Consider the following 26815-nt stretch of genomic DNA (forward strand, 5'->3'; position numbering starts at 1 on the left):
TTACGAATCTCCAATCACCAATCTCCAATCCCGGCCTCCATGCCCGACGCCCGCACCCAGCAAGCCGACGCGCTGATCGGCGAATTACAGCGCGAACACGGCGGGCGCCTGACGGTGTTCCTGGGCGCTGCGCCCGGCGTGGGCAAGACCTACGCCATGTTGTCGCGGGCGCGCGAGCGGCTACGCCAGGGCATGGATGTGGTGGCCGGGGTGGTGGAAACCCACGGGCGTAGTGAAACGGCCGCCTTGCTGGACGGTTTGCCGCTGCTGGCCCGCGCCCGCGTGAGCTATCAGGGGAGGGTGCTGGAAGAACTGGACCTGGATGCACTGCTGGCGCGCAAGCCGCAGCTGGCGCTGATCGACGAGCTGGCCCACCGCAATGTGCCGGGTAGCCGGCATGAGCGCCGCTGGCAGGACATCGTCGAGTTGCTCGATGCCGGGATCGACGTCTATACCACGGTCAACATCCAGCATCTGGAAAGCCTCAACGACATCGTGCTGCGCATCACCGGCGTGCGCGTGTCCGAAACGGTGCCCGATGCCGTGTTCGACCGCCTGCGCGACATCGTGCTGGTGGACCTGCCGCCACGCGAACTGATCGAGCGCCTGCAGCAGGGCAAGGTGTATCTGCCCGAACAGGCCACGCAGGCGCTGCAGGCGTTTTTCTCGCCTTCCAACCTCACTGCATTGCGCGAGCTGGCGATGCAGACCGCCGCCGACCGTGTCGACAGCGATCTGCGCGACACCCAGGCCGCACGCGGCCTGCCCGGCACCGCTGCGTTGCGGCGACGCGTGGTGGTGGCCATCGATGGGCGTGGCAGCTCGGATTATCTGGTGCGGGTGGCGCGGCGGCTGTCGGAGCGCCGCGATGCGCCCTGGACGGTGGTGACGGTGCAGACACGCACCGTGGCCGATGCCCACTGGCAGCTGGAGATCGACCGCGCCTTCGCGCTCACGCGCCGCCTCGGCGGCGATACCGCGCTGCTGCATGGCGCCAATGTCGCCGACGCCTTGCTGGATTTCGCCGCGCAAAACGGCATCTCCACCCTGGTGCTGGGGCGCACCCGCGAACGCCCGCTGGCGCGCATGTTCAACCGCACGCTGACCCAGCAACTGCTGCAACGTGGCGCGCATTACGAGCTGGTCATCGTCAGCTCCGCCGATGCGCGGGCACGCGCGCGGCAGCGCTGGCGCAACCCGCGCCAATGGCTGCAGCGGTATGACCTGGCGTTCGCCGCAATCGCTGCGGCAGGTGCGGTGGCGGTGGCGTGGTTGCTGCAGCGCTGGACCGACATCGACGACCTGTCGATGGTGTTCATCGTGGCGGTGGTGCTGGTGGCCTCGCGCACGCGCATGGCGGCCGCCGTGATCGCGGCGCTGCTGAGTTTTGTCGCCTACAACTTCTTCTTCATCGAGCCGCGCTTCACCCTGCATATCAGCGCGCGCCAGGGCGTGGTGACGGTGTGTTTGTTCCTGATTGCCGCGCTGGTCGCCGGCCGGCTGGCCTCGCGCCTGCGCAGCCAGGTGCTGGCCTTGCGCGCGGCCAATGCGCACGCCAACGCGCTGCAAGCGCTGGGCCGCCAGCTCAGCACCGCCGCCGATCTGGGCCAGGTGCTCGAAGCCGGCCGTCGCGCCCTGGCCACCGCGCTGGATGCCGAGGTCTGGCTGCGCCTGGAGCAGCGCGAAAGCGAGGTGCCCACCAGCTTCGGTGCGCTCGATCGCAGCGCGGCAGACTGGACCCAACGCCATGGCCAACCGGCCGGCCGCTTCACCGACACTTTGGCCGGCGCCCACTGGTGGTGCCTGCCGGTGCGCCACGAGCGGGGCACCCTGGGCGTGGCCGCGCTGCGCTTTCGGCAGGCCGTGCAGCGGCCCGGCCTGGAGCAACGCCGCCTGGCCGAAGCGATGGTGGAAGACATCGGGCAGGCCGCGCTGCGCACGCGCCTGGTCGCCGATCTGGAAGGCGCACGCGTCAGTGGCGAGACCGAGCGGCTGCGCTCGGCCTTGTTGTCGTCGGTCTCGCACGATCTGCGCTCGCCGCTGGCCTCGATGATTGGTTCGGCCAGCAGCCTGGCCAGCTACGGCGATGCGATGGACGCGCAGGATCGCCACGCGCTGCTCGATACCATCCAGCTCGAAGGCGAGCGGCTGGATCGCTATATCCAGAACCTGCTCGACATGACCAAGCTCGGCCACACCGGGCTCACCTTGAATCGCGACTGGATCGGCGTGGACGAATTGATCGGCTCGGCCACCCGCCGCCTGCAGCGCTACCAGCCGGAGGTACGCCTGCAACTGGATCTGGCCGCCGAGCTGCCGGCCATCTGGGTCCACCCGGCGCTGGTGGAACAGGCCATCTTCAACGTGCTGGAGAATGCGGCGAAATTTTCGCCGCCCGGCGTGGCGGTCACTGTGCATGCGCAGCTGCGTGCCGGCGCTCTTCAGATCGATATCGGCGACCAGGGCCCGGGCATTCCCGAGGACGAACGTGCGCGCATCTTCGACATGTTCTACAGCGTGGAGCGCGGCGACCGCGGGCGCAACGGCACCGGGCTGGGCCTTGCCATCTGCCAGGGCATGATCGGCGCGCATGGCGGCAGCGTGCAGGCATTGGCCGGCGTACATGGTCACGGCACCACCATTCGCATTACGCTGCCGTTGCTTGTTCCCGCCGCGCCACCTCGCCCCGATGCCGACTGACACTACTGCCATCCCGCCCGCCCGCGTGCTGATCGTCGACGACGAGCCGCAGATCCGTCGCTTTCTGGACATCAGCCTGCGTGCGCAGGGCTACCGCGTGCTGCAGGCCGGCACCGCCGAAGAAGGCCTGGCCACGCTGGTCGGGCAGGGCGCCGAACTGGTGGTGCTGGACATCGGTCTGCCCGACCGCGATGGGCACGAGGTGCTGCGCGAGATCCGCCAGTGGTCCAACGTGCCGGTGATCATGCTCACCGTGCGCGCCGGCGAAACCGAAAAGGTCGCCGCCCTCGACGCCGGGGCCAACGATTACGTGACCAAACCGTTCGGCGTGCAGGAACTGATGGCACGCATCCGCGCTTTGCTGCGCCAGGCCGGCGCCGGCAGCACGGTGGAAGAAAGCGTGTTCGACGATGGCCGCCTGCATATCCATCTGGGCCTGCGCGAAGTCACGCTAGCAGGCGAGCCGGTGCCGCTGAGTCGCAAGGAATACGCCTTGCTCGCACTGCTGCTCAAGCACGCAGGCCGCGTGGTCACCCAGCCGCAACTGCTACGCGAAGTGTGGGGTCCCACCCACGAAGAAGACACCCACTACCTGCGCATCCTGGTCGGCAAACTGCGCCAGAAACTGCACGACGATGCCGCCGACCCGCACTACATCGTCACCGAACCCGGCGTGGGGCTACGCTTTATCGGGGTGACGCGCTGAGCGCAGGTGCGCTGCCATCCGTGCTGCGCCTCGCTGTTGCGAGAAGTAGGGGGCGTCTTCCCCGGTGCCTGTCACTGCGAGTGAGCGGATGCGAGCGGCGCGATTCGGTGCGTCGATAGCGGCACCAACGCAGACGCCATGTGCATCGCGAGCGCACAGCTCCGCGCTTGCCAGTACGCGCTGCAGTGTCGCAGGCGCGCAACCTCACTCCAACGGCGGCAACACCTTGCCCGGATTCAAGATCCCATCCGGATCCAGCGCGGCCTTGATCGCGCGCATCGCCGCCAGTGTCGGGGCGCTGAATGCCTGGGCCATGAAATCGCGCTTGGCCACGCCGATGCCGTGTTCGCCGGAGAGCGTGCCTTCCAGCGACAGCACCAGTGCGAACAGCCGCGGCAATGCCGCGTGCGCGCGTGCGTCTTCGCTGGCATCGGCCGGGTCGTACATGATGTTGACGTGCAGGTTGCCGTTGCCTGCGTGGCCGAAGGCGACGATGGGCAGCGCGAATTCCAAAGCAAGCGCTTCCACGCCGGCGACCAGCGCGGGAATGCGCGACACCGGCACCACCACGTCTTCGTTGATCTTGCCGGGCTTGATCGTGCGTAGTGCGGGCGACAGCGCGCGCCGCGCGGCCCACAATTTGTCGCGCGCGCTGCCGTCGGCGGCGATGTCCAGACTCAGCACGCCCTCGCCATTGGCGGCGTCATGCAGTGCCTGCAACGCGTAGGGCAGGGTGTCGTGATCGCCGTCGGCTTCGATCAGCAGCATCGCGCCGGCTTGGGGTACATCGCTGCCATTGCGGCGTAGCAGTGCAATGGCACTGGCATCCATGAATTCCAGCATGGTCGGCGTGGTCGGCTGCGCCATGATGCGCGACACCGCGGCCGCAGCGCTGGACGCGTCGCGGTACAGCGCGCGCAAGCCGGCCTGGGCGATGGCGCGTGGCGTCAGTTTCAAGATCGCTTCGACGATGATCGCCAGGGTGCCTTCACTGCCTACCAATAGATGGGTGAGGTCGTAGCCGGTGGAATTCTTGGTGTATGCGCCGCCGCAGCGGATCACCTCGCCGGTGCCGGTCACCGCCACCAGGCCAAGCACGTTGTCGCGGGTGGCGCCGTACTTCACCGCGCGCGGGCCGCCGGCGTTGGTGGACAAATTTCCGCCAATACTGCAAATCTCTGCACTGGAGGGGTCCGGCGGCCAGAACAGGCCGTGCGGCTGCAACGCCTGTTGCAGGTCGCCATTGAGCACGCCGGGCTGCACCACGGCGCAGCGGTCTTCCGGGCGCAACGCAACGATGCGATTCATGCGCGCCATCGACACCACCACGCCGCCGGAAAACGGCACTGCCGCGCCGGTGGTGCCGGTGCCGGCGCCGCGCGCCACGATCGGCACGCTGTGCGCGCGGCAGGCCTGCACAATCGCCACCACATCTGCAGTATCGCGCGGCAAGGCGACGGCGGCGGGCAATGCCCAGCGGCGCGAATCGTCTTCGCCATAGCGGCGGCGCGCATCGTCGCCTGTCAACCAGCCCTCGGCACCGAGGCGCGCGGCCAGCAGATCGGCCAGTGCAGCGGGAAGTACGTCGGTCATCGCATTTGATCCTGTGGTGTCGTGCGCTGGATGCATCTCCAGCCCAGCGCGGCGACGGTGAGCGGCAGCCAGACCCAGCGCAGCTCGGAGAGCAGCGTGTCCAGGCCGCGCGCATTGAAAAATCCGTTGGCGAACGGCGACACGCGAATGGGCCGCCACGGTGCGAACCAGCGTGTCTGGTCCCACGGCCAGCCCAGTGCCACGCCCAGGCCGCCGGAGGTCAGCGCATCCAGCAACGGGTGCGATGCGGCGCAGACGAACAAAAACACAGCCGCCTGCACGGCATCGGCACGCAACAGGCGATGCGCCGCGCCCCCGAGTAACGCCATCACTGCGGCGAACAACAGCGAGTGGCTGGCACCGCGATGGCCGAACGCGTCGGCATACGGGATGTGCAACGCAAACGCCGCCACGTCGGCGTCGGGCAGCATCGCCGCCAGCACACCGGCAGCCAGCAGGCGTGGCGAGACGCGGCCGCGTTCACTGGCGCACCAGAGCGCCAGCGGCACCGCAGCGTGGGTCATGATGGTCGGCATCGAACGTCGGTAATGGCGTGGGTGGCGAGCGTCGGGCGTGGTCAGCAATCGTCGGCGCGGAACGCGTCGCGGATCCAGTGCAACACCGGCGGTTCGCCACTGGCGTCGACCACATCGAAGCGGCACGGCAGCGCCGCCAGCGCGGGGTGATAGACAAGAAACAATTGCGCGGCCAGTACCAGCTTGCGGCGCTTGCGCACATCCACCGAAGCCGCGCCGCCGCCGAAGCGGTCGTCGCGCCGGTAACGCACTTCCACAAACACCAGCGATTGCCCGTCGCGCATCACCAGATCCAGTTCGCCGCCGCGGTAGGTGGCATTACTCACCACCAGTCGCAAACCGGCCTGCTCCAGCATGACGCGTGCAGCCGCTTCCACCGCCGCACCGCGCCGCTGACGCGCCGCCGGCATGGTCTCAGCGGCCGTCGGCGATCGGCGTCGGGCGGCCACCGTTGAAGGTGGACCAGGCCGGCGTGCGCAACACATTGCCGAAGCCATCCAGATGCAGGGTGCCGGTGGCGCCGCGCAGGCCGCCGTCGGTGCCGGTGGCGAGTTTCTCCAGATACGCGCTGATCTTCCAGGCGTCGTAGCCGAACGCGAACAGGCGGGCGGCCGGGCCGCGTGCGCTGGGCAGGGTGCTAGCCACCTGGCTGGCTGCCGGAAGACCGGAGACACCGAGCGCAGTCCAGGTTTCGCTCGGGTAGACGATGCCATCCAGCGCCAGGTCGTCTTCGACCTTGCCGGTACCAGCCACCAGCTGAGAGGTGCCCACGCGCGACTTGCCGGCAAACCCGCTCAGCGCCAGCTGTGGGGCCAACGCGCGCGCGGTGTTGCCGCGTACCGCCAGGAACACCGCATCGGCGGTGCCGTAATTGCGCAACTGCGCGCCGATGTCGCCCGGCGCATCGGCCACGCTGATGCTGCCGGCCACCGTGCCGCCGCGTTCGCTAAAACGGTCGCGGAAGGCCTTGATGGTGCGCTTGCCGTTGTCGTCGCTGGTGCCGACGATCAGCACGTTGCGGCGCTCGCGCGAGAGCAGGTATTCGGCGGCCATGATGCCGTCGTCTTCCGGCGCCAGCGAGAAGCCGGCACTGCCGGTGGGCGGCGCCTTGTTGTCGGTGGGGCGGTTGAGCGCCAGCACCGGCACGGCGAGCTGGCCGCGTGCGAACAGGGCGCTCACTTCGTCGCGCCCCAGCGGGCCGACCACGTAATCGACACCGGCGCTCACCGCTTTGTCGTACGCGGCATTGGCACCGGCCGCAGTGCCGGCGGTGTCGAAGAACTGCACTTCTGGGCGGCGGCGGGTCTCGGCGTAATAGCCGGCCAGCAGGCCGTCACGCACCGGTGCCGAAGCGGTGGCCAGGTTGCCGGTGAGCGGCAACAGCACGCCCAGCTTGACCGGTGGGCGGTAGCCGTCGCGTTCGGCGGGCGGGCGCTTGCTGGTGTCGAAGCCCCACTGCGCATCGCGCTCGAACGCGCGCGGCAGCCCCAGCCCGCGGCTGATCAACGCGCGGCCAGCAAAGTTGTACAGCGGGTCGCCGGCCGGCAGCGCGGCGGTGCGGCCCTTGAGGGTGGCATCGTCCAGTGCGGCCAGCAGGCGCACGATGGCGCGCTGGTTGTCGCTGCGTGCGGCGCCGGTCAGGCTGGCATCGGCGCGCGCGCGGTCGGCGGCGGCGCCGAACAGGTCGCCGGTGGCTTCCAGCGCGGCGGCGCGGGCCACCAGCCAGCGCGTCTGCAGCGGCTGCGGCAATCCGTGCGGGCTGTCGCCCAACGCCTCCAACGCCTGCGCGCCCTGCTTGTCGAGCACCGCCAGCTCGCCGGTGAGCAGCCCGAAGCGGGCACGCTCTTCGCCGCTGAGATGGCGCGCGTTGACCTGCGCCAGCAGCGTGCGGGCACGCGCATCGTCGCCGGCGTCGTGCCAGCCGAACGCGGCGGCAGCCAGCAGCCGGCTGCGCTGCGCACCACTGGCACCGGCGGCTTCGGCTTCCAGCTGCTGCGCCGCTTCGCGCGGCTTGCCCTGGTCCAGCAGCGCCAGCGCCGCGCTCTGCGTGGGCGAGGCGGTCTGGGTCACGCTGCTGGTGGCGCAGCCGGCGGCCAGCATCACCAGCAGCGACAGGGCGGAGATCCTTGCAACACGCTTGTTCATTTCAGATCCATTGGACAGGGGCCGCCTGGGCGGCCCGTTGAAAACCGCTACGATTCTACCCTTTGCCCCCGGAAGACCGCTGATGACGTCCCCTGGAACCCTGCACGTGGTCGCCACGCCGATCGGCAACCTGGCCGACCTGTCGCCGCGCGCGCAGGAGGTGCTGCGTGGCGTGGCCGCGATCTGCGCCGAAGACACCCGCCACACCCGGCAATTGCTCAGCCATTTCGGTATCGACCGCCCGCTGCTGGCCCTGCACGACCACAACGAAGAAGCGATGTCTGAGCGCATCGTGGCGCGCCTGGGCGAGGGCGAATCGCTGGCCATTGTCAGCGACGCCGGTACCCCGCTGGTCAGCGACCCGGGCTTCAAGCTGGTGCGCGCCGCCCGTGCTGCCGGTATCAAGGTCAGCCCGGTGCCGGGCGCCTGCGCGGCGATCGCCGCGCTGAGCGTGGCCGGCCTGCCCAGCGACCGCTTCGGCTTCGAAGGCTTCCTGCCGGCCAAGAGCGCCGCGCGCCGCGAGCGCCTGGCGCGGCTGGCCGGCGAGACCCGCACCCTGGTGTTCTATGAGTCGTCCCACCGCATCGTCGAGTCGCTGGCCGACCTGCGCCTTGCCTTCGGCGATGACCGACCGGCCGTGATCGCCCGCGAGCTGACCAAGCTGTTCGAAACCGTGCTCGACGGCAGCCTGGCCGAGCTGCAGGCCCGGGTCGAAGCCGACGACAACCAGCGCAAGGGCGAGTTCGTGGTGATGGTGCAAGGCGCCGCCGACGCCGCCGATGGCCAGCTCGCCGAAGGCCGCCGCGTCTACGCCAAGCTCGCCGAACACCTGCCGCCGTCCACTGCCGCCAAGCTGGCTGCCGAATTGACCGGCGCGCCGCGCAAGGCGTTGTATGGCGGCTGATGCGGTCCTCGCAGGAGCATGCCTGGAAGCGACGTTGGTCGGTACCGCCTGTCGCGCCCGGGTGCGCTCCTACGAGGCAATGGTCAGCTTGAAATCGCCGTGCCGTTTCGCATGGCGGCGATAGCGTAGAATGCGCCCCGGCGGAGTCGGCCAGACAGTCGCGTCACTCGCAAGAGTGCCGAGGAAAGTCCGGGCTCCACAGGGCAAGGTGCCAGGTAACGCCTGGGCGGCGCAAGCCGACGGAAAGTGCAACAGAAAGATACCGCCTACGTCCCTCGTCACCCCTCTGCCGCCACTGAAGCATGTCGGCGATGCGCAGCATCGCCAAGTGCGTTCGGAGGCTGCAGAGGGGTGGCGAGGGGCCGGTAAGGGTGAAATGGTGCGGTAAGAGCGCACCGCGAGTCCGGTAACGGACCGGCACGGCAAACCCCACCTGGAGCAAGACCAAATAGGGATCCATTGGCGTGGCCCGCGCTGGATCCGGGTAGGTTGCTTGAGCGCTGCGGTGACGTAGCGCCTAGACGAATGACTGTCCACGACAGAACCCGGCTTATCGGCCGGCTCCGCCACCTTCGTTCGGGCGTTCGCCCTTCTCGAAGGTGCCCACGTTTCGTACCGCCGCAGGCGGTACAAAACGCGGGTCCCGCTCCGGGCATGCCACATCCCCCGCGGCTGTCGCCGCGCCCCCTTGACTCAAGGGGGCTTGCAGATGGGTGGTTGGCTGGGGCGTTGCGCACTAAGTGATCAACTCCCTTCCACCGCTTGCAGCGGTAGGTGCTCGGCTCCCTTCCACGGCTTGCGGGGGAAGGTGCCCGAAGGGCGGATGGGGGCCAGCATTCCGTGCCGCCTGCAGCGGTATACAACGCAGGTCCCGCTCCGGGCATGCCACATGCCCCGCGGCTGTCGCCGCACTCCCTTGACTCAAGGGGGCTTGCAGACAGGTGGTTGGCCGGGGTGCTCGCGCAACCTGATCGGCTCCCTTCCACCGCATGCAGCGATAGGTGCTCGGCTCCCTTCCACCGCTTGCGGGGGAAGGTGCCCGAAGGGCGGATGGGGGCGAGCTTTTCGCTCTGGCGTATGGCGGCAAATCGGGCGTCAAGCGCTGAGATGCTGGATCAGTGGATGCTTCAGCGCGCGCAACTGCCTCGATCTGCGTCATGGGCGTCTCGCTCACGTTGCAGTTGCCAGCGTGCTACCTAACCGAACGAGCGGGTGAACAGCTCGTCCAGGGCGTCGACGATGCGTTGCCCTTCGTCCCTCAACGAACCCGCCGGGTGGGTGAGTACCGAGAGCGGTACCGAGGTCATTTCCAGTGGTTGCAGTACGACGCGCTGGCCGGCGACGACGAATTCGGGGGTGAAGCGGGAGGGGGTCGGGGAGTGCGCGGAGGCGATGACCAACGGTACGACGACGCGGCGGGGGGAGGCATCGAAGATTTTCGATTGGACGACCACAACATAAGGAATGTTCTTGTTGCGTCCGACGTTGGCGTAGATATCGAACTGGTCGGTCACAGGGTGGAGAACTCGTCGGCGAAGGCGCCGTGCGCGTCGGTGAAGGCCTTCCATTCGCTTGCGGCGCGTTGCAACTCCATCGCCCGGGCGCTGTGGCTGTCGCGCTCCTTCGTCACGTACTCGGCCAGCAGTTCCTCCACCTTTGCCGACAGGTTGCCGGTCATGGCGCGGGCCTGGGCGGCCAGGTCGGCATTGATGGTCAGGTTGAGGGGTTTTTTGGGTGCGGAGCTATCGTAATAACGGCTCATGACGGGCCTCCTGCGGTCATGCGCACCCTATGCGCATGATTTCGGGCTGTCAATGCGTGCCAGCGATGTCCAGCCGTGTTTCGCCTTGGAGGATGCCGTTCGGGCCGAAGCGGCGTTCGTGGATGAAGCCGCGTCCTTGGTGGTCCACGGCAACGATCGTACTGGCGCGGGTGCCGTAGCTGGCGCCACTGATAAACGCCGCCGAGAGCAGGCGCTCGGTGGCCAGGTCCACGCCGGTGTGGGGAAGGGCGTGGTCGGGCGCAGTGTCCGGGTTGCCCAGGGCCGTCCACAGCGGCTGCAGATCGCCGCTGGCGTCGTCGCACCAGGCACGCAAGACATCGGTCAGGGCCTTGGTCTTGGGCCAGTGCGCGTCCAGCGGCCCGTTGGACATGCCGTGGATACCGGGTGCCAGGTGGCGCGCCAGCGGCGGATGGTTGCTGAGGTGCTCGCAGTGCCCGGCATCGCACAGCAGCAGGTTGAACGGTGGGAACTCGTGCGCCGCGGCGGCCAGGTCGCCCGCGTAGGCGCGGGCATCCAGGGTGCCGCTCAGGTAGTCGGCAATCAGATGTCCGCGCGAGCGTCCCGAACTGCTGGCCAGCGGGTCGCGCACATTGGTCACCACCGCGACACGGCCATCGCTGCCCAGCCCGACCCAGCTGCCGCCCGAGCGCAGGTCGCGACCGGCCAGCACGCCGTCGGCCGGTGCGGCCCAGCGCGCCAGGGCCGCAGTGGGACGCTCATGCAATTCATCGCGGTTGCCGGCCAGCAGCAGGCGCCAGCGCGGGTGGGTTTTCCAGGCGAGAGCGACCAGGCACATGGCACCGATTGTCCTTTGTTTGCGCAGTTGAGATATGCAGCTGGCGCAATGTGAAGTGAGACGAGGGTCGGGTTTACATACCCTTCACGCCCCTGAATTTTCGTTCAATCTCAAAATCTGAGACGAAACAGCAACTTGTGGATAAGCTTTGAACAAGTCTCTAAAGAGTGCTGCAACTCATTGATGCAACTGGCGATTTGTGACCCGGAAAACTGTTGACAACCTTTGACGCGCTGCTAAGGTGGGCATCGGAGGGAAAACCAGGTGTTTTGTGGTTTTTCGTGGTTCAATGATCCCCCAGCGGGTATTCGAGGTTGCATTCGGTGTTTCAGGGCGAGACTGCCATCACGGTGGACGACAAGGGACGCATGGCGGTGCCAACCGCATATCGCGACCTGGTCACGCGCGTGAGCGGCAACCGCCTGGTACTCACCTACAACCCGTTCGAAGCCGGTTGCCTGTGGCTGTACGCGGAGAAGGAGTGGGAGCGGGTGCGCGACGATGTGATGTCCAAGCCCAACACCCAGCGCGTGGTCCGCACGCTGCAGCAGAAACTGGTGGGTTCCTCGGCCGTGCTGGAGCTGGACGCGAATGGCCGTCTGAGCATCCCGGCCAGCCACCGCAACGCGGTCGGCATCGAAAAAAAGGCCGTGCTGCTGGGCATGGGCGACAAGTTCGAACTCTGGAGCGAGCAGGCACATCGCGCACTGATCCAGCAGACATTGTCTGACGGGGATCTGGGCGATGAATTGCTCGATCTCAGGTTGTGAGCCGGGGTGCCCGGATGCGCGGTGAAGCGCAGCCCGGTCACCCGGTGTCGCAGCCGCCGGCGGCTCATGTGCCGGTGCTGTACACGCAGGTTCTGGATGGCCTGCAGGTGACCGAAGGCGGAACCTATCTCGATGGCACGTTCGGGCGTGGCGGACACGCACGTGGCGTGCTGGAACACCTTGGCCCGGGAGGTCGACTGCTGGTGATGGACAAGGACCCTGAAGCGATCGCGGTGGCCGAACAGGCGTTCGGTGGCGATGCGCGCGTGTCCATCCATCGCGGCAGCTTCGCCGGCCTTGGCCAGGTGGTCGCCGCGGCGACCGTCGACGGCATTCTGCTGGACCTGGGCGTGTCCTCGCCGCAGCTGGACGTGGCCGGGCGCGGTTTCAGTTTCGGCAAGGACGGCCCGCTGGACATGCGCATGGACCCGGACAGCGGCCAGAGCGCGGCGCAGTGGCTGGCCCACGCCAGCGACCGCGAGATTGCCGACGTGCTGTGGACCTATGGCGAAGAACGCCAGAGCCGCCGCATCGCGCGCGCCATCGTCGCGCGTCGTGCCGAGCAGCCGCTGCTGCGTACCGCGCAGCTGGCCGACCTGATCGCCTCGGTGATGCCGCGCGGCGACAGCAAGACCCACCCGGCCACGCGCAGCTTCCAGGCGATCCGCATCCACATCAATCGTGAGCTGGCCGACCTGGAAGCCGGGCTGGACGCGGCCCTGAGCGCACTCAAGCCGGGCGGCCGGCTGGCGGTGATCAGCTTCCATTCGCTGGAAGACCGCATCGTCAAGCAGTTCATGGCCCGCTACGCCAAGGCCCCGCCAAGCAACCGCCGCCTGCCCGAAGCGCAACTCTTCGTACCGACGCTGCAACTGGTCAGCGGCGCGATCAAGGCCGACGACGCCGAACTGGGCATCAACCCGCGCGCGCGCAGCGCGGTGTTGCGGGTAGCTGGGAAGCTGGGAGTCGGGATTCGGGATTCGGGATTGGAAGAGCGCTCCAAGCGAATCCCCAATCCCCGATCCCCAATCCCGGCGTCTCAAGGAGACGCCGCATGAGCCGTTTGCTGCTCATCGTGCTGCTGGCCTGCAGCATCGCCTCGGCGATCGGGGTGGTGTACATGCGCCACATGCATCGCAAGCTGTTCGTGCAGCTGTCCAAGCTCGAACACACGCGCGACGAGTTGAACATCGAATTCGGCCGGTTGCAGCTGGAGCAGGCCACCTGGGCGGAAAGCAACCGTGTCGATCAGGTCGCGCGTGCGCGCATCGGGATGAAGTTCCCGGAGACCAACGACATCGTGGTGGTGCGCCCATGACGAATTCGCGCGACAGCCGTTTTGCACGGCCAAGCTTTTTGCAGGGAGGTATGCGGTGAAGGCTGGTCGCAACCGCCCCCGCAGCAATTTCAACCTGCGCGGCCGCCTCACCTTGGTGGGCGTGGCGCTGGGGCTGTGCTCGGTCACCCTGATCGGCCGGGCGGCCTATGTGCAGCTGGTCAACCGCGATTTCTATCAGCGCCAGGGCGAAGCGCGTTACCTGCGTGAACTGCCGATCGCCACCTCGCGCGGCATGATCACCGACCGCAACGGCGAGCCGCTGGCGGTGTCCACTCCGGTGGAATCGATCTGGGTCAATCCGCAGGAACTGCTGCGCAACCCGGACCGCATTCCCGAGCTGGCCAAGGCGCTCGGCCAGCCGTTGGACGAGCTGAACGCCAAGCTGGCGCAGAAGGCCGGCAAGGAGTTCATGTACCTGCAGCGCCGGATCAATCCGGACAAGGCACATGCGATCGTCGATCTGAAGATCCCGGGCGTGTTTTCGCAGCGCGAGTTTCGTCGCTTCTATCCGCAAGGCGAAGCGATGGCCCACGTGCTGGGCTTCACCAACATCGACGACCGCGGCCAGGAAGGTCTGGAGCTGGCGTTCGACGAGTGGTTGCGCGGCAAGCCCGGCTCCAAGAAGGTGGTGCGCGATGCGCGCGGCGCCATCGTGGAGAGCGTGGATCTGGTGCGTCCGGCGCAGCCGGGCAAGGACCTGACCCTGAGCATCGACCGCCGCATCCAGTTCCTGGCCTACAAGGAACTGCGCAACGCGCTGGTCGAAAACAATGCGGCCGGCGGGTCGATGGTGGTGATGGACGTGGCCACCGGCGAAGTGCTGGCCATGGTCAACCTGCCGACCTACAACCCCAATTCGGTGACCGGGATCAACCCGTCGGCGCGGCGCAATCGCGCCGTCACCGACCTGGTGGAGCCGGGATCGACGATGAAGCCGCTGACCGTGGCTACCGCGCTGACCGCCGGCGTGGTGACCAAGGACACCGTCATCGACACCAACCCCGGCTTCATGTCGGTGGGGCGCTTCACCATCCGCGATGTGCCGCGCAACAACGGCGTGCTCAACGTCACCGGCGTGATCACCCGCAGCTCCAACATCGGTGCGGCCAAGATTGCCGCCAAGGTGCCGGACCAGACCTTCTATCAGTCGATCCGCAACTTCGGGTATGGCAGCGCACCGCACAGCGGGTTCCCCGGCGAATCGTCCGGTGTGGTGCTGCAGCCGGCACGCTGGAGCGGCCCGTCCAAGACCACGATGTCGTACGGCTACGGCCTGTCGGTGACGCCGCTGCAGATCGCGCAGGCCTACGCCACGCTGGGCAACGGCGGCAAGCTGACACCGCCGACCTTCGTGCGCGGCCAGCACAACGAAACCCGCCAGGTGGTGACGCCGGAAGTAGCGCGGCAGGTCATCGACATGATGGAAACCGTGGTCACCCAGGGCGGCGCCAAGGGCGCGGCGATCCTGGGCTATCACGTGGCCGGCAAGACCGGTACGGCACGCAAGAACGGCGCCAACGGCTACGAGCGCGGGCACTACAACGCGCTGTTTGCCGGCCTGGTGCCGGCTACGCGCCCGCGTTTTGCCACGGTGATCGTGATCAACGATCCGCAGGGCAAGGTGTATTACGGCGGCCTGGTCTCCGCGCCGGTCTTCCATCGCGTGATGGAAGGTGCGCTGCGCCTGATGGACGTGCCGCCGGACGATATCCAGTCGTGGCTGGCCGCGCAGGCCGCCGGCAAGACCGGCCAGCCGATCGTCAAGCCGCAGCCGGTCGATCTGGATCCGGCGCTGGTACCTGACCCGGTTGACGAAGTCTCGGCCGGTATTCCGACCGCCGTCGCGCCGCCGCCGGCCGCGCCTGCATCCGCGCAGCCCGCGCCGCTGCAGGAGAGCCGCCAGTGAGCCGCTCGCTGCCGCTGTCGCAGCTGTTGCCGGACCTGACGCTGGCGCACGACGTGCAGGTGTCGGGCCTGGTGATGGACAGCCGCGCGGTACGCCCGGGCGATGCCTTCGTGGCCATCGCCGGCTTCGGCGCACACGGGCTGGGCTTTGTCGAACAGGCGCGTGCCAACGGCGCGGTGGCGGTGTTGTTCGAGCCGCCCGCACCGGCCGATCTGCCGGCGCCGGCCGATGCGATCGCCGTGCCGGGCCTGCGCGCGCGGCTGGGCCGCATGGCCGACCAGTTCCATGGCCATCCATCGCGCGCGCTGCGCATGCTCGGCGTCACCGGCACCAATGGCAAGACCTCCACCGTGCAGCTGCTGGCGCAGGCGCTGACCCTGCTCGGCACACCCACCGGCACGCTCGGTACGCTGGGCGTCGGCCTGTACGGCGCTGCCGTGCCGACCGGCTTCACCACGCCGCTGGTGCTGTCCACGCATGCGCTGCTGGCGCAGCTGCGCGATGACGGTGCGCAGGCGGTGGCCATGGAAGTCAGCTCGCACGCGCTCGACCAGGGCCGCGTGGATGCGGTGCATTTCGACGTGGCGGTGTTCACCAATCTCACCCGCGACCATCTCGATTACCACGGCGACATGGCGCAGTACGGCGCCGCCAAGGCCAGGCTGTTCACCCGTGCCGGGCTGAAGGCGGCGGTGGTGAATCTGGACGATGGCTTCGGCCGCACGCTGTTTGCCTCGCTCGATCCCGCGCTGCGCGCGATCGGTGTGAGTTCCCGCGGGCAGGCCGATGCCGGCGTAAGCGCCAGCGATCTGCAACTGGACCACGCCGGCATCAATTTCGCGCTGCACATCGCCGGTGAGGCGCATGCGGTGCGCTCGCCGTTGCTGGGGCGCTTCAATGTGGACAACCTGCTGGCAGTGGCTGGTGCGTTGTCTGCGCTGGACCATGCGCCGGCGCGGATCGCCGATGTGCTTGGGCAGCTGCAGCCGATCCACGGCCGCATGAACCGGCTCGGAGGCGCGCACGGCGCACCGCTGGTGGTGGTGGATTACGCGCACACCCCCGATGCGCTGGAACAGGCCTTGGCCAGCCTGCGCTCGCATGCGCAGGACCGGTTGATCTGCGTCTTTGGTTGCGGTGGCGAGCGCGATACCGGCAAGCGTCCGCAGATGGCGGCGATTGCCGAGCTCAATGCCGATGTGGCGATCGTCACCGACGACAATCCGCGCGGCGAAGACGGCGATGCGATCGTGGCCGATATCCTGCGCGGCTTTGCGCACCCGGATGCGGCCATCGTGCAGCGCGATCGCGCGGCCGCGATCCATCAGGCCATCGCCATGGCCAGCGCCGCCGACATCGTCTTGATTGCCGGCAAGGGCCACGAGCCCTACCAGGAAGTCGCTGGCGTGCGGCATGCGTTCGACGATGCCGCCGTGGCCGCGCAGGCCTTGCTGCCGCGCACCACGCTGGGGGTGCGCGCATGAAGCTCACCCCGTTGTCGTTGATTGCGCACTGGGCAGGCGGCGAGCTGCAGGGCGACGACGCCATGATCGATGCGGTGAGCAACGACACGCGCACGCTGTCCAACGGCAGCCTGTACGTGGCGCTGCGTGGCGAGCGTTTCGATGGGCACGACTTTGCCGCAGACGCAGTGGCGCACGGCGCCAGCGGGTTGCTGGTGGAGCGCCTGTTGCCGGCGCTGAGCGTGCCGCAGGTGGTGGTGGAAAATGCCGAGCTGGCGTTGGCGCGGATCGCCGCCGGGATGCAGCGCGACCGCGCCACCCGCGTGGTAGCGCTGACCGGTTCCAACGGCAAGACCAGCGTCAAGGCCTTGCTGCTGTCGATCCTGACCGAAGCCGGGCGCGTGGATGGCACCACCGTCTATGCCACGCCGGGCAACCGCAACAACGAAATCGGCCTGCCGCTGGCGGTGATCGCCGCGCCGGACGATGCCGACGTGGCGATCTACGAAATGGGTGCCGGCAAGCCGGGCGATATCGCCTATCTCACCGAAATCGCGCGGCCGCAGGTCGCGCTGGTCAACAACATCGCGCCGGCGCATCTGGAGCGCCTGGGCAGCCTGCTCGGCGTGGCGCAGACCAAGGGCGCCATCTACGCCGCGCTGCCGGCCGATGGCGTGGCGGTCATCAACGCCGACGACGCGTTCGGCGCCTGGTTCGAGCAGCAACTGCTGGCGCAGCCGCTGCAGGGCCGTCGCGTGTTGCGCTATGGCTTGCAGGCTAGCGCCGACATCAGTGCACGCCAGCTGCGGCTGCAGGCCGACGGCGCACAGTTCACGCTGGTGACGCCGCAGGGTGAGGCGCAGATTGCGCTGCCGCTGCCCGGTCGCCACAACGTACTCAACGCCTTGGCGGCTACCGGCCTGGCGCTCGGCGCCGGCATCGCGTTACCGGTCATTGCCGCAGGCCTGGCGCAGGCGCGCCCGGTGGCCGGCCGGCAGATCGCGCATCGGCTGCCCGGCGGCGCGTTGTTGATCGACGACAGTTACAACGCCAACCCCGGCTCGCTGGACGCGGCCATCGATGCACTGGCCGCCGCGCCGGGCGATGGCTGGCTGGTGCTGGGCGACATGCGCGAACTCGGCCCGGAAGGTGCCGCCCTGCATGCCGCTGCCGGACGGCGCGCACGCGCGGCCAAGTTGCAGCGTCTGTATGCATTGGGCGAACTCAGTGCAGCCGCTGCGCAGGCGTTCGGTGACGGTGGCCGGGTGTTTGCCACGCATGTGGAGCTGATCGAGGCGTTGCGGGCGGATCTCTTGGAAGCCGGCGCCCGTGAAGCCGGCGCCCGGAACCCGGGGCCCGGTGAGAAGCAAAAGCAACAGCAGGTATCGGCAAGTACGCAGGAACACGTTTTGATTCAAGAACACCAATCGCAATCCGCAGCGGCTCTTGCGGGTCCCGAGTCCCGGGTCCCGGGTCCCGGCGCCATCACGCTGCTGGTGAAGGGCTCGCGCGGCAGCGCCATGGACCGCATCGTCACCGCGCTGCTCGCACCGGCGGAGGATGCCTCCCATGCTGCTTGAGTTGGCGCGTTGGCTGCAGCAACTGGAGAGCCTGTTCGGGCTGTTCAACTATCTGACCTTCCGCGGCATCCTGGCCGCGCTGACCGCACTGTTCCTGTCGTTGTGGATGGGCCCGGCGGTGATCCGCAAGCTCGCCCAGTTCAAGGGTGGCCAGCCGATCCGCCAGGACGGCCCGCAGACGCATTTCTCCAAGGCCGGCACGCCGACCATGGGCGGCTCGCTGATCCTGCTCACCGTCACCTTGTCGGTGCTGCTGTGGGGCGACCTGCGCAACCGTTACGTCTGGCTGGTGCTGGCGGTGATGATCTGCTTCGGGGCGATCGGCTGGTACGACGACTGGATCAAGATCGTGCGCCGCGATCCCAACGGCCTGAAGTCGCGCTGGAAATACCTGCTGCAGTCGATCTTCGGCCTGGCCGCCGGGCTGTTCCTGTACTACACCGCCGACGTGCCGGCGGCGATCACCTTCTACATTCCGATGTTCAAGTCGATTGCGCTGCCGCTGGCCGGCGTGAGCTTCGTGGTGATCGCCTATTTCTGGATCGTGGGCTTCTCCAACGCGGTGAACCTCACCGACGGCCTGGACGGTCTGGCGATCATGCCGACCGTGCTGGTGGCCTGCGCGCTGGGCGTGTTCGCCTATGCCTCGGGCAACGTGGTGTTTGCCGAATACCTGAAAATCCCGCTGATTCCCGGTGCTGGCGAGCTGATCATCATCTGTTCGGCGATCGCCGGGGCAGGGCTGGGCTTTCTGTGGTTCAACACCTATCCGGCCATGGTGTTCATGGGTGACATCGGCGCGCTGTCGCTGGGCGCGGTGCTCGGCACCATCGCGGTGATCGTGCGCCAGGAAATGGTGCTGGTGATCATGGGCGGCGTGTTCGTGATCGAAACCCTGTCGGTAATGATCCAGGTGGCCAGCTTCAAGCTGACCGGCAAGCGCGTGTTCCGCATGGCGCCCATCCATCACCACTTCGAACTCAAGGGCTGGCCGGAGCCGCGGGTGATCGTGCGCTTCTGGATCATTTCGGTGGTGCTGGTGCTGATCGGCCTTGCCACGTTGAAGGTGCGCTGATGAACGACATGTCCCGCCAGGCCACGCGACTGGACGCCATCGGCGGTCGTTACGACCCATGGCTGCTCGGGGCCGCAGCCACGCTTGCCTCGCTGGGCGTGGTGATGGTGGCCTCCAGCTCGATCGAATTGTCGGATAACCCGTTCTATTACCTGACCCGTCACCTGCTGTTCCTGGGCATCGGCATCGGGCTGGCGTTCTGGGCGATGCGCACCGAGCTCAAGACCATCGAGCAATACAACCAGGTGTTGCTGCTGGCCTGCTTCGGGCTGCTGATGGTGGTCTTCGTGCCGGGGCTGGGCAGCAGCGTCAACGGCGCCAAGCGCTGGATCAACCTGGGCGTGTCCAAGTTCCAGACCGTCGAAGCGGTCAAGGTGCTCTACATCGTGTGGCTGTCCAGCTACCTGGTGCGCTTCCGCGATGAAGTCAACGCAACCTGGCCGGCCATGCTCAAGCCGCTGGGCGTGGCCATCGCGCTGGTCGGCCTGTTGCTGATGCAGCCAGACTTCGGCTCGTCCACGCTGCTGCTGGCGATCACCGCCGGCATGCTGGTGCTGGGCGGGGTGAACCTGCCGCGCATGTCGATGCCGATCGTGTTCGGCCTGCCGGTGTTCGCCTTCATCGCGATCCTGGAGCCGTACCGCCTGCGTCGTATCACCTCGTTCCTGGACCCGTGGGCCGACCAGCTCGGCTCCGGTTATCAGCTGTCGAATGCGTTGATGGCAGTCGGTCGTGGTCAGTGGACCGGCGCGGGCCTGGGCGCCTCGGTGCAGAAGCTCAACTATCTGCCCGAAGCGCACACCGACTTCATCTTCTCGGTGATCGCCGAAGAGCTGGGCTTCGTCGGCGTCTGCGGTGTCATTGCGCTGTACGCGCTGCTGGTCGGCCGCGCGTTCTGGCTGGGCATGCGCTGCGTGGAAATGAAGCGCCACTTCTCCGGCTACATCGCGTTCGGCATCGGCCTGTGGATCAGCCTGCAGAGTTTCGTGTCGGTGGGCGTCAACCTGGGCATCCTGCCGACCAAGGGCCTGACCCTGCCGCTGATTTCCTCCGGCGGTTCGTCGGTGCTGATGACCTGCGTGGCGATGGGCCTGTTGCTGCGCGTCTCCTATGAAATGGATCGTGCCGAGCGCCTGCGCAGCAAGTTGTCGCCGCAGGGTGCGGGCACTGCGGCTGCCGAGCCGGCCGAACCTGTCGCCGACGCGGCGCCGCCGCCGTATTCGCCAGCGCGCAAGCCGCAGCGCGAGACCGCTGCTGCCGCCGCGCCGGTGGCCGCCGCACCAGTCGCTGCCGCTTCCGTGGCACCGGCATCGGCGATCTTGCGCGGCACCAGCCGTATGCAGCCGCGTGTGGAACCGACGTTCGGGAGGATCGCATGAGTGTTGATGCGACTGCCTCACAAGCAACCGCAGCGTCTGCCGGAGCTCGGCCTGTGATGATTCTGGCTGGCGGCACCGGCGGGCATATCTTCCCAGGGTTGGCCGTGGCCAAGGTATTGCGCGCGCGCGGCGTGCCGGTGACCTGGCTGGGCGCCGATGGCGCAATGGAAACCCGTCTGGTGCCGCAACACGACATCCAGATCGACACCCTGGCCATCAGCGGCCTGCGTGGCAAGGGCGTGGTGAAGTTGCTGGGTGCACCGGTGCGGGTGATGCGCGCGGTGCGCGCCGCCGGCTTCGTGCTGCGCAAGCGTCAGCCGCGTGCGGTGATCAGCTTTGGCGGCTTTGCGGCCGGCCCGGGCGGTCTGGCCGCGCGCCTGCTCGGCACGCCGCTGCTGGTGCACGAACAGAACCGCGCGCCCGGCATGACCAACAAGGTGTTGTCGCGTTTCGCGCGCCGCGTGCTGACCGGCTTCCCGGGCAGCTTCGCCGGTGAAGAAGCGGTCGGCAACCCGGTGCGTGCCGACATTGCCGCACTGCCTGCGCCGGCTGCACGTCTGGTGGGCCGCGATGGCCCGGTGCGCCTGCTGGTGCTTGGCGGCAGCCAGGGCGCACGGGCATTGAATCAGGCCGTGCCGGCCGCGCTGGCTGCACTCGGTCACCCGGATGTCGACGTGCGCCATCAGTGCGGCGAAAAGCTGCGCGCCGAAGCCGAAGCGTCGTACGCACAGGCCGGTGTCAACGCCAGTGTCGAACCCTTCATCGCCGACATGGCGGCCGCTTATGCCTGGGCCGATCTGGTCGTGTGCCGCGCCGGTGCATCCACGTTGGCCGAACTGTGCGCCGCCGGCATCGGCAGCGTGCTGGTGCCGTTCGCCGCAGCGGTGGACGACCATCAGACCCGCAATGCCGAATACCTGGTCAGCGCCGATGCTGGCGTGCTGCTCAAGCAGGACGACAGCCTCGCGGTGCGTCTGCAGCAGCTCCTGCAGACCCTGCTCAACGATCCGGCCCGTCGCCTGTCGATGGCGCAAGCCGCCCGCACCCTGGCCAAGCCGGATGCCGCAGAGCGGATCGCCGACATCATTTTGGAAGAAGCCGGGACTCGGGACCCGGGACCCGGGACCCCGGAAGCACACAAGCAACAGCAAGAGCAGAAAGACATGCATGCAGACGATTTCGGCGGGCAGGCGCGCGGCGCCGCTGCGTTTTCCCCGGGTCCCGGGTCCCGAGCCCCGGGTCCCGGCTCCGCAGGAGGTGCCCTGTGATCCGCCGTCTGCAGGACAGTGGCGATCTGGTGCGCGCATTTCCGCGCGTGCATTTCGTCGGCATCGGCGGCACCGGCATGAGCGGTATTGCCGAGGTCATGCTGACGCTGGGTTATGAAGTCTCCGGTTCGGATAATTCGGATAACGCGGCGACGCGGCGTCTGGCCAAGCTGGGTGCGCGAGTGATGCGCGGCCACTCCGCCGCCAACGTGCTCGGCACCGATTGCGTGGTGGTGTCCAGTGCCATCCGCGAAGACAACCCCGAGCTGATGGAAGCGCGCAGCCAGCGCATTCCGATCATGCCGCGCGCAGCGATGCTGGCCGAGCTGATGCGCTTCCGCCGTGGCATCGCCGTGGCCGGCACGCACGGCAAGACCACCACCACCAGCCTGGCGGCAGCCGTGCTGAGCGAAGGTGGCCTGGACCCGACCTTCGTCATCGGTGGGCAGCTGCTGGCCGCCGGCGCCAACGCAAAGCTCGGTGGCGGCCAGTGGCTGGTCGCCGAGGCCGACGAGAGCGACGGCAGCTTCCTGCGCCTGAATCCGTTGATGGCGGTGATCACCAACATCGATTCGGATCACCTGGAAAACTACGGCAACGACTTCGCCCGCGTGCAGGCCGCATTCGCCGAATTCCTGCAGCGCCTGCCGTTCTACGGCCTGGCGCTGTTGTGCATCGACGACCCGGAAGTGGCTGCACTGGCCGGCAAGACGCCGCGCCACGTGATGAGCTACGGCATGAGCGAGAACGCCGACGTGCGCGCCGAGGATGTGGTGCAGGACGGCCCACGCATGCGCTTCACGCTGCGTCTGCCCGAAGGCACCACCACGCCGGTCACCCTGGCGCTGCCGGGCCGTCACAACGTGCTCAACGCCCTGGCCGCCGCCGCAATCGGTTGGCAGCTGGGCGTGGAGCCGCAGACCATTGCGCGCGCGCTGGAAAACTTCGCCGGCATCGGCCGTCGCTTCAACGATCTGGGCGAAGTCACCACCAGCACCGGCGCACGTGTGCGCGTGGTCGACGATTACGGTCATCACCCGCGCGAACTGGAAGCGGTGTTTGCGGCAGCGCGTGGCGGCTGGCCGGACAAGCGCCTGGTCGTCGCCTTCCAGCCGCACCGCTACAGCCGCACCCGTGACCAGTTCGACGCCTTCGCCGCAGTGCTCAGCACGGTCGATGCACTGGTGTTGAGCGAGGTCTACCCGGCCGGCGAAGCGCCGATTCCCGGCGCCGATTCGCGCGCACTGGCACGCGCCATCCGTGCGCGCGGCCGCAGCGAGCCGGTGGTCGTGGGCCAGATTTCCGGCCTGGCCGAAGTGTTGCCGGACGTGCTGCAGGATGGCGACCTGCTGCTGATGATGGGCGCCGGCGATATCGGCTATGTGGCCCAGCACATCATCAACAACGGGTTTGTTGGAGAGCAGGCGTGAGCGCTGTCATCGCCAATGCCCGCACCAGCGACCCGGCCGCATTCGGCCGCGTTGCGGTGCTGCTCGGCGGCACCTCGTCCGAGCGGGAAGTGTCGTTGAACTCCGGCAGCAATGTGCTGGAAGCGCTGCGCGCACGCGGTGTGGATGCACAGCCGGTCGATGGCATTCCGGCGTTGGCCAAGGCATTGGTCGCACAGCAGTTCGATCGCGTCTTCAACGTGCTGCACGGCCATAACGGCGGCGGCGAAGACGGCATCGTGCAGGGCCTGATGGAAGCGTTCGGCGTGCCGTACACCGGCTCGGATGTGCTCGGCTCGGCGCTGAGCATGGACAAGATCCGCACCAAGCAGGTGTGGCTGTCGCTGGGCCTGAGCACGCCGCGCTACGCGCGTCTGGCCGCCGGCGCCAGCGCCGACGACATCCATGCCGCGGCCAGGCAGATCGGCTTGCCGGTCATCGTCAAGCCGGCCAACGAAGGCTCCAGCGTCGGCGTCAGCCGCGTGTTCGACCAGGCACAACTCGAAGAGGCGGTGACCCTGGCTGCCCGCTACGACGGTGCGCTGTTGATGGAGCAATTGATCGAAGGCGATGAACTGACCGTTGCCGTGCTCGGTGATACCGCGTTGCCGTCGATCCGCATCGTGCCCAAGGGCCAGTGGTACGACTACAACGCCAAATACCTGGCCGATGACACGCAATACCTGTGCCCGGGTCTGGAGGGCGAAGCCGAAGTGCAGATCCGCCAGCTTGCCCTGGGCGCCTTCCGCGCTGCCGGCTGCCGCGGCTGGGGCCGCGTGGACGTGATGCGCGATGGCAGCAGCGGCCAGCTCTATCTGCTCGAGGTCAACACCGCCCCGGGCATGACCAGCCACTCGCTGGTGCCCAAGGCCGCCCGCCAGCTCGGCATCGACTTCGAAGAACTGGTCTGGCGCGTGCTGGAGCAGACGCTATGAAGCAGGGATTGGTGATTCGGGATTCGGGATTGGCTAACAGCGACGCCATGCGCGCCGTCGCTGTTGCCGTTGCCGTTGCTGTGGCGAATCCCCAATCCCGAATTTCCAATCCCGCGAGCGCAGCGCGCGCCGTGACGAATCTCCAATCCCCAATGCCGAATCCCGTGTGCGGAGCACACCCATGAACGCCACCCTGCGCATCCTGGCGTGGTTGCTCGCAGTGGCGCTGGTCGCGTTGCCGGTGGTGGCCGTGCTCAATGGCTGGGTCGGCGCCGAGCGCTGGCCGTTGGCGCGGTTGCGGGTGTCTGGCGATTTCAAGCGGGTGCCGGCCGAGCAGTTGCGTGCGGTGGTCCTGCCGTATGCGCGCTCGGGCTTTTTCGCGGTGAAGTTGCAGAGCGCGCAGGACGCGATCGCGCGCTTGCCATGGGTGGAAAGTGCGCAGGTGCGCAAGCGTTGGCCGGACGTGCTGGAAGTGCACGTTACCGAGCACAAGCCGTTCGCGCGCTGGGGCACCGACCGCATGTTGTCCGAGCAGGGCCGCTTGTTCCGCACCCCGCCGCTGTTGAAGGACTTCAAGTTGCCGCAACTTGGTGGCCCGGACAGCAAGACCCAGGACGTGGTGGCGCTCTACAACGAGTCGCGCGCGTTGTTCGCACCGACCGGGCTGGATGTGGAGCGTCTTGAAATGGACGCGCGCGGCAGCTGGTCGCTGGGCTTGAGCAACGGCGTGCAGATCGTGATCGGCCGCGACGATGCCCGCGCCCGCCTGCAACGCTTCGCCCGCGTGCTCCCGCAGCTGGCCGACCCGCAGCGCCCGATCGCACGCGCCGACTTGCGCTACACCAATGGCTTTACGGTTGAAAGGCAGGGATTAGAGAGTGGGGATTCGGGATTGGAAAAAGCGCAGCCCCGGCATCGCGCAACACCTTCCGCGCCTCCCGTCGCCCTGGCACTTCCGCGTTTCCCCAATCCCGTATCCCAAATCCCGAATCCCGGCTTTAAAACATGAACCGCAAAGGCGACAAATCCCTCATCGTTGGACTGGACATCGGCACCTCCAAGGTCGTCGCGCTGGTCGGCGAGTACTCGCCCGGCAATCCGATCGAAGTGATCGGCATCGGTTCGCATGAATCGCGCGGTCTCAAGCGCGGCGTGGTGGTGGATATCGAGTCCACCGTACAGTCGATCCAGCGCGCGGTCGAAGAAGCCGAGCTGATGGCCGGCTGCGAAATCCGCTCGGTGTACGCGTCCATTTCCGGCAATCACGTGCAGTGCAAGAACTCGCCCGGCATCGTGCCGATCCGCGACGGCGAAGTGACCTGGAGCGATCTTGAGCGCGTGCTCGATGCTGCCAAGGCCGTGGCCATTCCCGCCGACCAGCGCATCCTGCACGCGATCCCGCGCGAATACGTGCTGGACGATTCGCAGGAAGGCATCCGCAATCCGGTCGGCATGACCGGCGTGCGCCTGGAGGTGCACGCGCATCTGGTGGTGTGCGCGCAGTCGGCCGCGGCCAACATCACCAAGTGCGTGCAGAAGTGCGGCCTGCAGGTGGACGACCTGGTGCTGTCGTCGCTGGCTTCCTCGGTGGCGGTGTTGACCGCCGACGAGCGGGAACTGGGCGTGGTGCTGGTGGATATCGGCGCCGGCACCACCGATCTGGCGGTGTACGTGCAGGGTGCGATCTGCCACACCGCTTCGCTGCCGATCGCCGGCGACCACGTCACCAACGACATCGCGCACATGCTGCGCACGCCCACGCCGGAAGCCGAGCAGATCAAGGTGCGTTACGCCTGCGCACTGGCGCAGCTGGCCACCGCTGAGGAAAGCATCCAGGTGCCGTCGGTGGGCGACCGCCCGCCGCGACGCATGCCGCGGCATGCGCTCGCGCAGGCAGTGCAGGGCCGTTACGAAGAAATCTTCGAGATGGTGCAGGCCGAACTGCGCCGTTCCGGCTTCGAGGAAATGGTGCGCGCCGGCATGGTGCTCACCGGCGGCGCCTCGAAGATGGAAGGCGTGGTCGAACTTGCCGAAGAAATGCTGCAGATGCCAGTGCGTGTGGGCATTCCGCAGCACGTCACCGGCCTGGGCGAAGTCGTCGGCAACCCGGTGCACGCTTCCGGCGTTGGCCTGCTGCTGATGGGCAGCCAGATCGAACATCCGCGCCGTCCGTCGATCCCGACCGGGCGCGCGGGCAGCTTGTTCAAGAAATTGAAGAATTGGTATCGGGGCGAGTTTTGAAGGCCGGGATTCGGGATTTGAGATTCGGGATTGGAAAGAGCGAAAGAAAAGCAGGGCGGCGGCGAAGATAAGTAGAGAGCGGCGAGCAGGTAGGCGGTAAACTTTTTTGCAGGCATTGCGTCGAGGAGCAGGTGTGGTGAGTCGTTGAGCGCATAGCGCATCGATGACCGCGCAACCGAGGCCCGACTTTCAAACAACAACACTCGCCGTGATGCGGAGTAGGGCAGGGACCAGCGCTTTTGCGAATC

General features: G+C 67.6%; 21 protein-coding genes, 1 other RNA gene and 2 pseudogenes. 17 read left to right on the forward strand and 7 right to left on the reverse strand.

The annotated features are described in order from the left end of the window. The first annotated feature begins 39 nt into the window (after window positions 1–39). Window positions 40–2700, forward strand: coding sequence for a sensor histidine kinase KdpD (locus tag RZV17_RS04035; protein ID WP_355607439.1), 2661 nt, complete (start codon window positions 40–42; stop codon window positions 2698–2700). Next, a complete protein-coding gene (locus RZV17_RS04040; RefSeq protein ID WP_184439460.1) occupies window positions 2690–3406 on the forward strand; it encodes a response regulator in 717 nt (238 codons plus the stop codon). Before RZV17_RS04035 ends, RZV17_RS04040 begins: the two co-directional genes overlap by 11 nt. A 204-nt stretch (window positions 3407–3610) precedes the next feature. Here the strand turns inward: RZV17_RS04040 and RZV17_RS04045 are convergent, their stop codons facing one another. Genes RZV17_RS04045 through RZV17_RS04060 form a run of 4 tightly spaced genes read right to left on the reverse strand, consistent with a single transcriptional unit; the run spans window position 3611 to window position 7680 of the window. Next, window positions 3611–4999 carry an FAD-linked oxidase C-terminal domain-containing protein gene (locus tag RZV17_RS04045; protein ID WP_355607443.1) on the reverse strand — a complete coding sequence of 463 codons (1389 nt, stop codon included), beginning with the start codon at window positions 4997–4999 and terminating at the stop codon, window positions 3611–3613. Next, complete coding sequence (locus tag RZV17_RS04050) at window positions 4996–5535, reverse strand: metal-dependent hydrolase (RefSeq protein WP_355607446.1); 540 nt, start codon at window positions 5533–5535, stop codon at window positions 4996–4998. The genes RZV17_RS04045 and RZV17_RS04050 overlap by 4 nt, the downstream gene beginning before the upstream one ends. A 41-nt stretch (window positions 5536–5576) precedes the next feature. Beyond that, complete coding sequence (locus RZV17_RS04055; protein ID WP_355607449.1) at window positions 5577–5945, reverse strand: YraN family protein; 369 nt, start codon at window positions 5943–5945, stop codon at window positions 5577–5579. Between the two features lie 4 nt (window positions 5946–5949). Further along, window positions 5950–7680: a penicillin-binding protein activator gene (locus RZV17_RS04060; protein WP_355607452.1), complete on the reverse strand. Its 1731-nt coding sequence runs from the start codon at window positions 7678–7680 to the stop codon at window positions 5950–5952. Between the two features lie 82 nt (window positions 7681–7762). On the opposite strand from RZV17_RS04060, the gene rsmI reads away from it, so the two are divergent. Beyond that, a complete protein-coding gene (gene rsmI / locus RZV17_RS04065) occupies window positions 7763–8584 on the forward strand; it encodes a 16S rRNA (cytidine(1402)-2'-O)-methyltransferase (RefSeq protein WP_047697623.1) in 822 nt (273 codons plus the stop codon). 142 nt (window positions 8585–8726) lie between these two features. Further along, window positions 8727–9153: RNase P RNA component class A (rnpB, locus tag RZV17_RS04070), an RNA gene on the forward strand. A gap of 627 nt (window positions 9154–9780) precedes the next feature. On the opposite strand, the gene RZV17_RS04075 is transcribed toward rnpB, so the two are convergent. From RZV17_RS04075 to RZV17_RS04085, 3 genes are read right to left on the reverse strand one after another with little or no spacing between them, the layout of a single operon-like run. Beyond that, the gene (locus RZV17_RS04075; RefSeq protein ID WP_064630843.1) at window positions 9781–10098 is read right to left on the reverse strand and encodes a CcdB family protein; all 318 of its coding nucleotides are present in this window, start codon (window positions 10096–10098) and stop codon (window positions 9781–9783) included. After that, entirely contained in the window at window positions 10095–10346 is a 252-nt protein-coding gene (locus RZV17_RS04080; protein WP_047697619.1) for a type II toxin-antitoxin system CcdA family antitoxin, read from the reverse strand. Before RZV17_RS04080 ends, RZV17_RS04075 begins: the two co-directional genes overlap by 4 nt. 49 nt (window positions 10347–10395) lie before the next feature. After that, entirely contained in the window at window positions 10396–11163 is a 768-nt protein-coding gene (locus tag RZV17_RS04085) for an NRDE family protein (protein ID WP_355607456.1), read from the reverse strand. A 314-nt stretch (window positions 11164–11477) separates the two neighbouring features. Here RZV17_RS04085 and mraZ point away from each other — a divergent pair, with 314 nt between their 5' ends. The 13 genes and pseudogenes from mraZ to ftsA all read left to right on the forward strand — a co-directional run bounded on the left by mraZ (window position 11478) and on the right by ftsA (window position 26567). After that, entirely contained in the window at window positions 11478–11933 is a 456-nt protein-coding gene (mraZ, locus tag RZV17_RS04090; RefSeq protein ID WP_010367651.1) for a division/cell wall cluster transcriptional repressor MraZ, read from the forward strand. 14 nt (window positions 11934–11947) lie between these two features. After that, entirely contained in the window at window positions 11948–12991 is a 1044-nt protein-coding gene (rsmH, locus tag RZV17_RS04095) for a 16S rRNA (cytosine(1402)-N(4))-methyltransferase RsmH (protein ID WP_355609173.1), read from the forward strand. Next, window positions 12988–13251 carry a cell division protein FtsL gene (ftsL, locus tag RZV17_RS04100; protein ID WP_005991913.1) on the forward strand — a complete coding sequence of 88 codons (264 nt, stop codon included), beginning with the start codon at window positions 12988–12990 and terminating at the stop codon, window positions 13249–13251. Before rsmH ends, ftsL begins: the two co-directional genes overlap by 4 nt. Before the next feature lie 55 nt (window positions 13252–13306). After that, window positions 13307–15178, forward strand: a complete 1872-nt coding sequence (locus RZV17_RS04105; protein ID WP_039404171.1) for a penicillin-binding protein 2 — start codon at window positions 13307–13309, stop codon at window positions 15176–15178. A gap of 8 nt (window positions 15179–15186) precedes the next feature. Beyond that, window positions 15187–16662 (forward strand): UDP-N-acetylmuramoyl-L-alanyl-D-glutamate--2,6-diaminopimelate ligase, encoded by a 1476-nt coding sequence (locus tag RZV17_RS04110; protein WP_184375902.1) that lies wholly within the window; start codon window positions 15187–15189, stop codon window positions 16660–16662. Next, complete coding sequence (gene murF / locus RZV17_RS04115; RefSeq protein ID WP_355607459.1) at window positions 16659–18221, forward strand: UDP-N-acetylmuramoyl-tripeptide--D-alanyl-D-alanine ligase; 1563 nt, start codon at window positions 16659–16661, stop codon at window positions 18219–18221. The genes RZV17_RS04110 and murF overlap by 4 nt, the downstream gene beginning before the upstream one ends. Continuing rightward, entirely contained in the window at window positions 18211–19296 is a 1086-nt protein-coding gene (gene mraY, locus RZV17_RS04120) for a phospho-N-acetylmuramoyl-pentapeptide-transferase (RefSeq protein ID WP_010367638.1), read from the forward strand. The genes murF and mraY overlap by 11 nt, the downstream gene beginning before the upstream one ends. Further along, window positions 19296–20675 (forward strand): putative lipid II flippase FtsW, encoded by a 1380-nt coding sequence (gene ftsW, locus RZV17_RS04125; protein ID WP_228334889.1) that lies wholly within the window; start codon window positions 19296–19298, stop codon window positions 20673–20675. The genes mraY and ftsW overlap by 1 nt, the downstream gene beginning before the upstream one ends. Next, window positions 20672–21850, forward strand: a pseudogene (gene murG, locus RZV17_RS04130) (undecaprenyldiphospho-muramoylpentapeptide beta-N-acetylglucosaminyltransferase); the annotation flags it as partial. The gene ftsW and the pseudogene murG, both read left to right, overlap by 4 nt. Before the next feature lie 89 nt (window positions 21851–21939). Further along, window positions 21940–23373 carry a UDP-N-acetylmuramate--L-alanine ligase gene (murC, locus tag RZV17_RS04135; RefSeq protein ID WP_047697602.1) on the forward strand — a complete coding sequence of 478 codons (1434 nt, stop codon included), beginning with the start codon at window positions 21940–21942 and terminating at the stop codon, window positions 23371–23373. Next, entirely contained in the window at window positions 23370–24326 is a 957-nt protein-coding gene (locus RZV17_RS04140) for a D-alanine--D-alanine ligase (protein ID WP_355607462.1), read from the forward strand. Before murC ends, RZV17_RS04140 begins: the two co-directional genes overlap by 4 nt. A gap of 181 nt (window positions 24327–24507) precedes the next feature. Beyond that, window positions 24508–25227 (forward strand): annotated as a pseudogene (locus RZV17_RS04145) (cell division protein FtsQ/DivIB); the annotation flags it as partial. Window positions 25228–25331: 104 nt separating this feature from the next. Continuing rightward, entirely contained in the window at window positions 25332–26567 is a 1236-nt protein-coding gene (gene ftsA / locus RZV17_RS04150) for a cell division protein FtsA (RefSeq protein WP_003485272.1), read from the forward strand. Window positions 26568–26815 lie beyond the last annotated feature (248 nt).

Origin of the sequence: Xanthomonas cannabis (assembly GCF_040616535.1) — a bacterium.
Lineage (GTDB): Bacteria > Pseudomonadota > Gammaproteobacteria > Xanthomonadales > Xanthomonadaceae > Xanthomonas > Xanthomonas cannabis.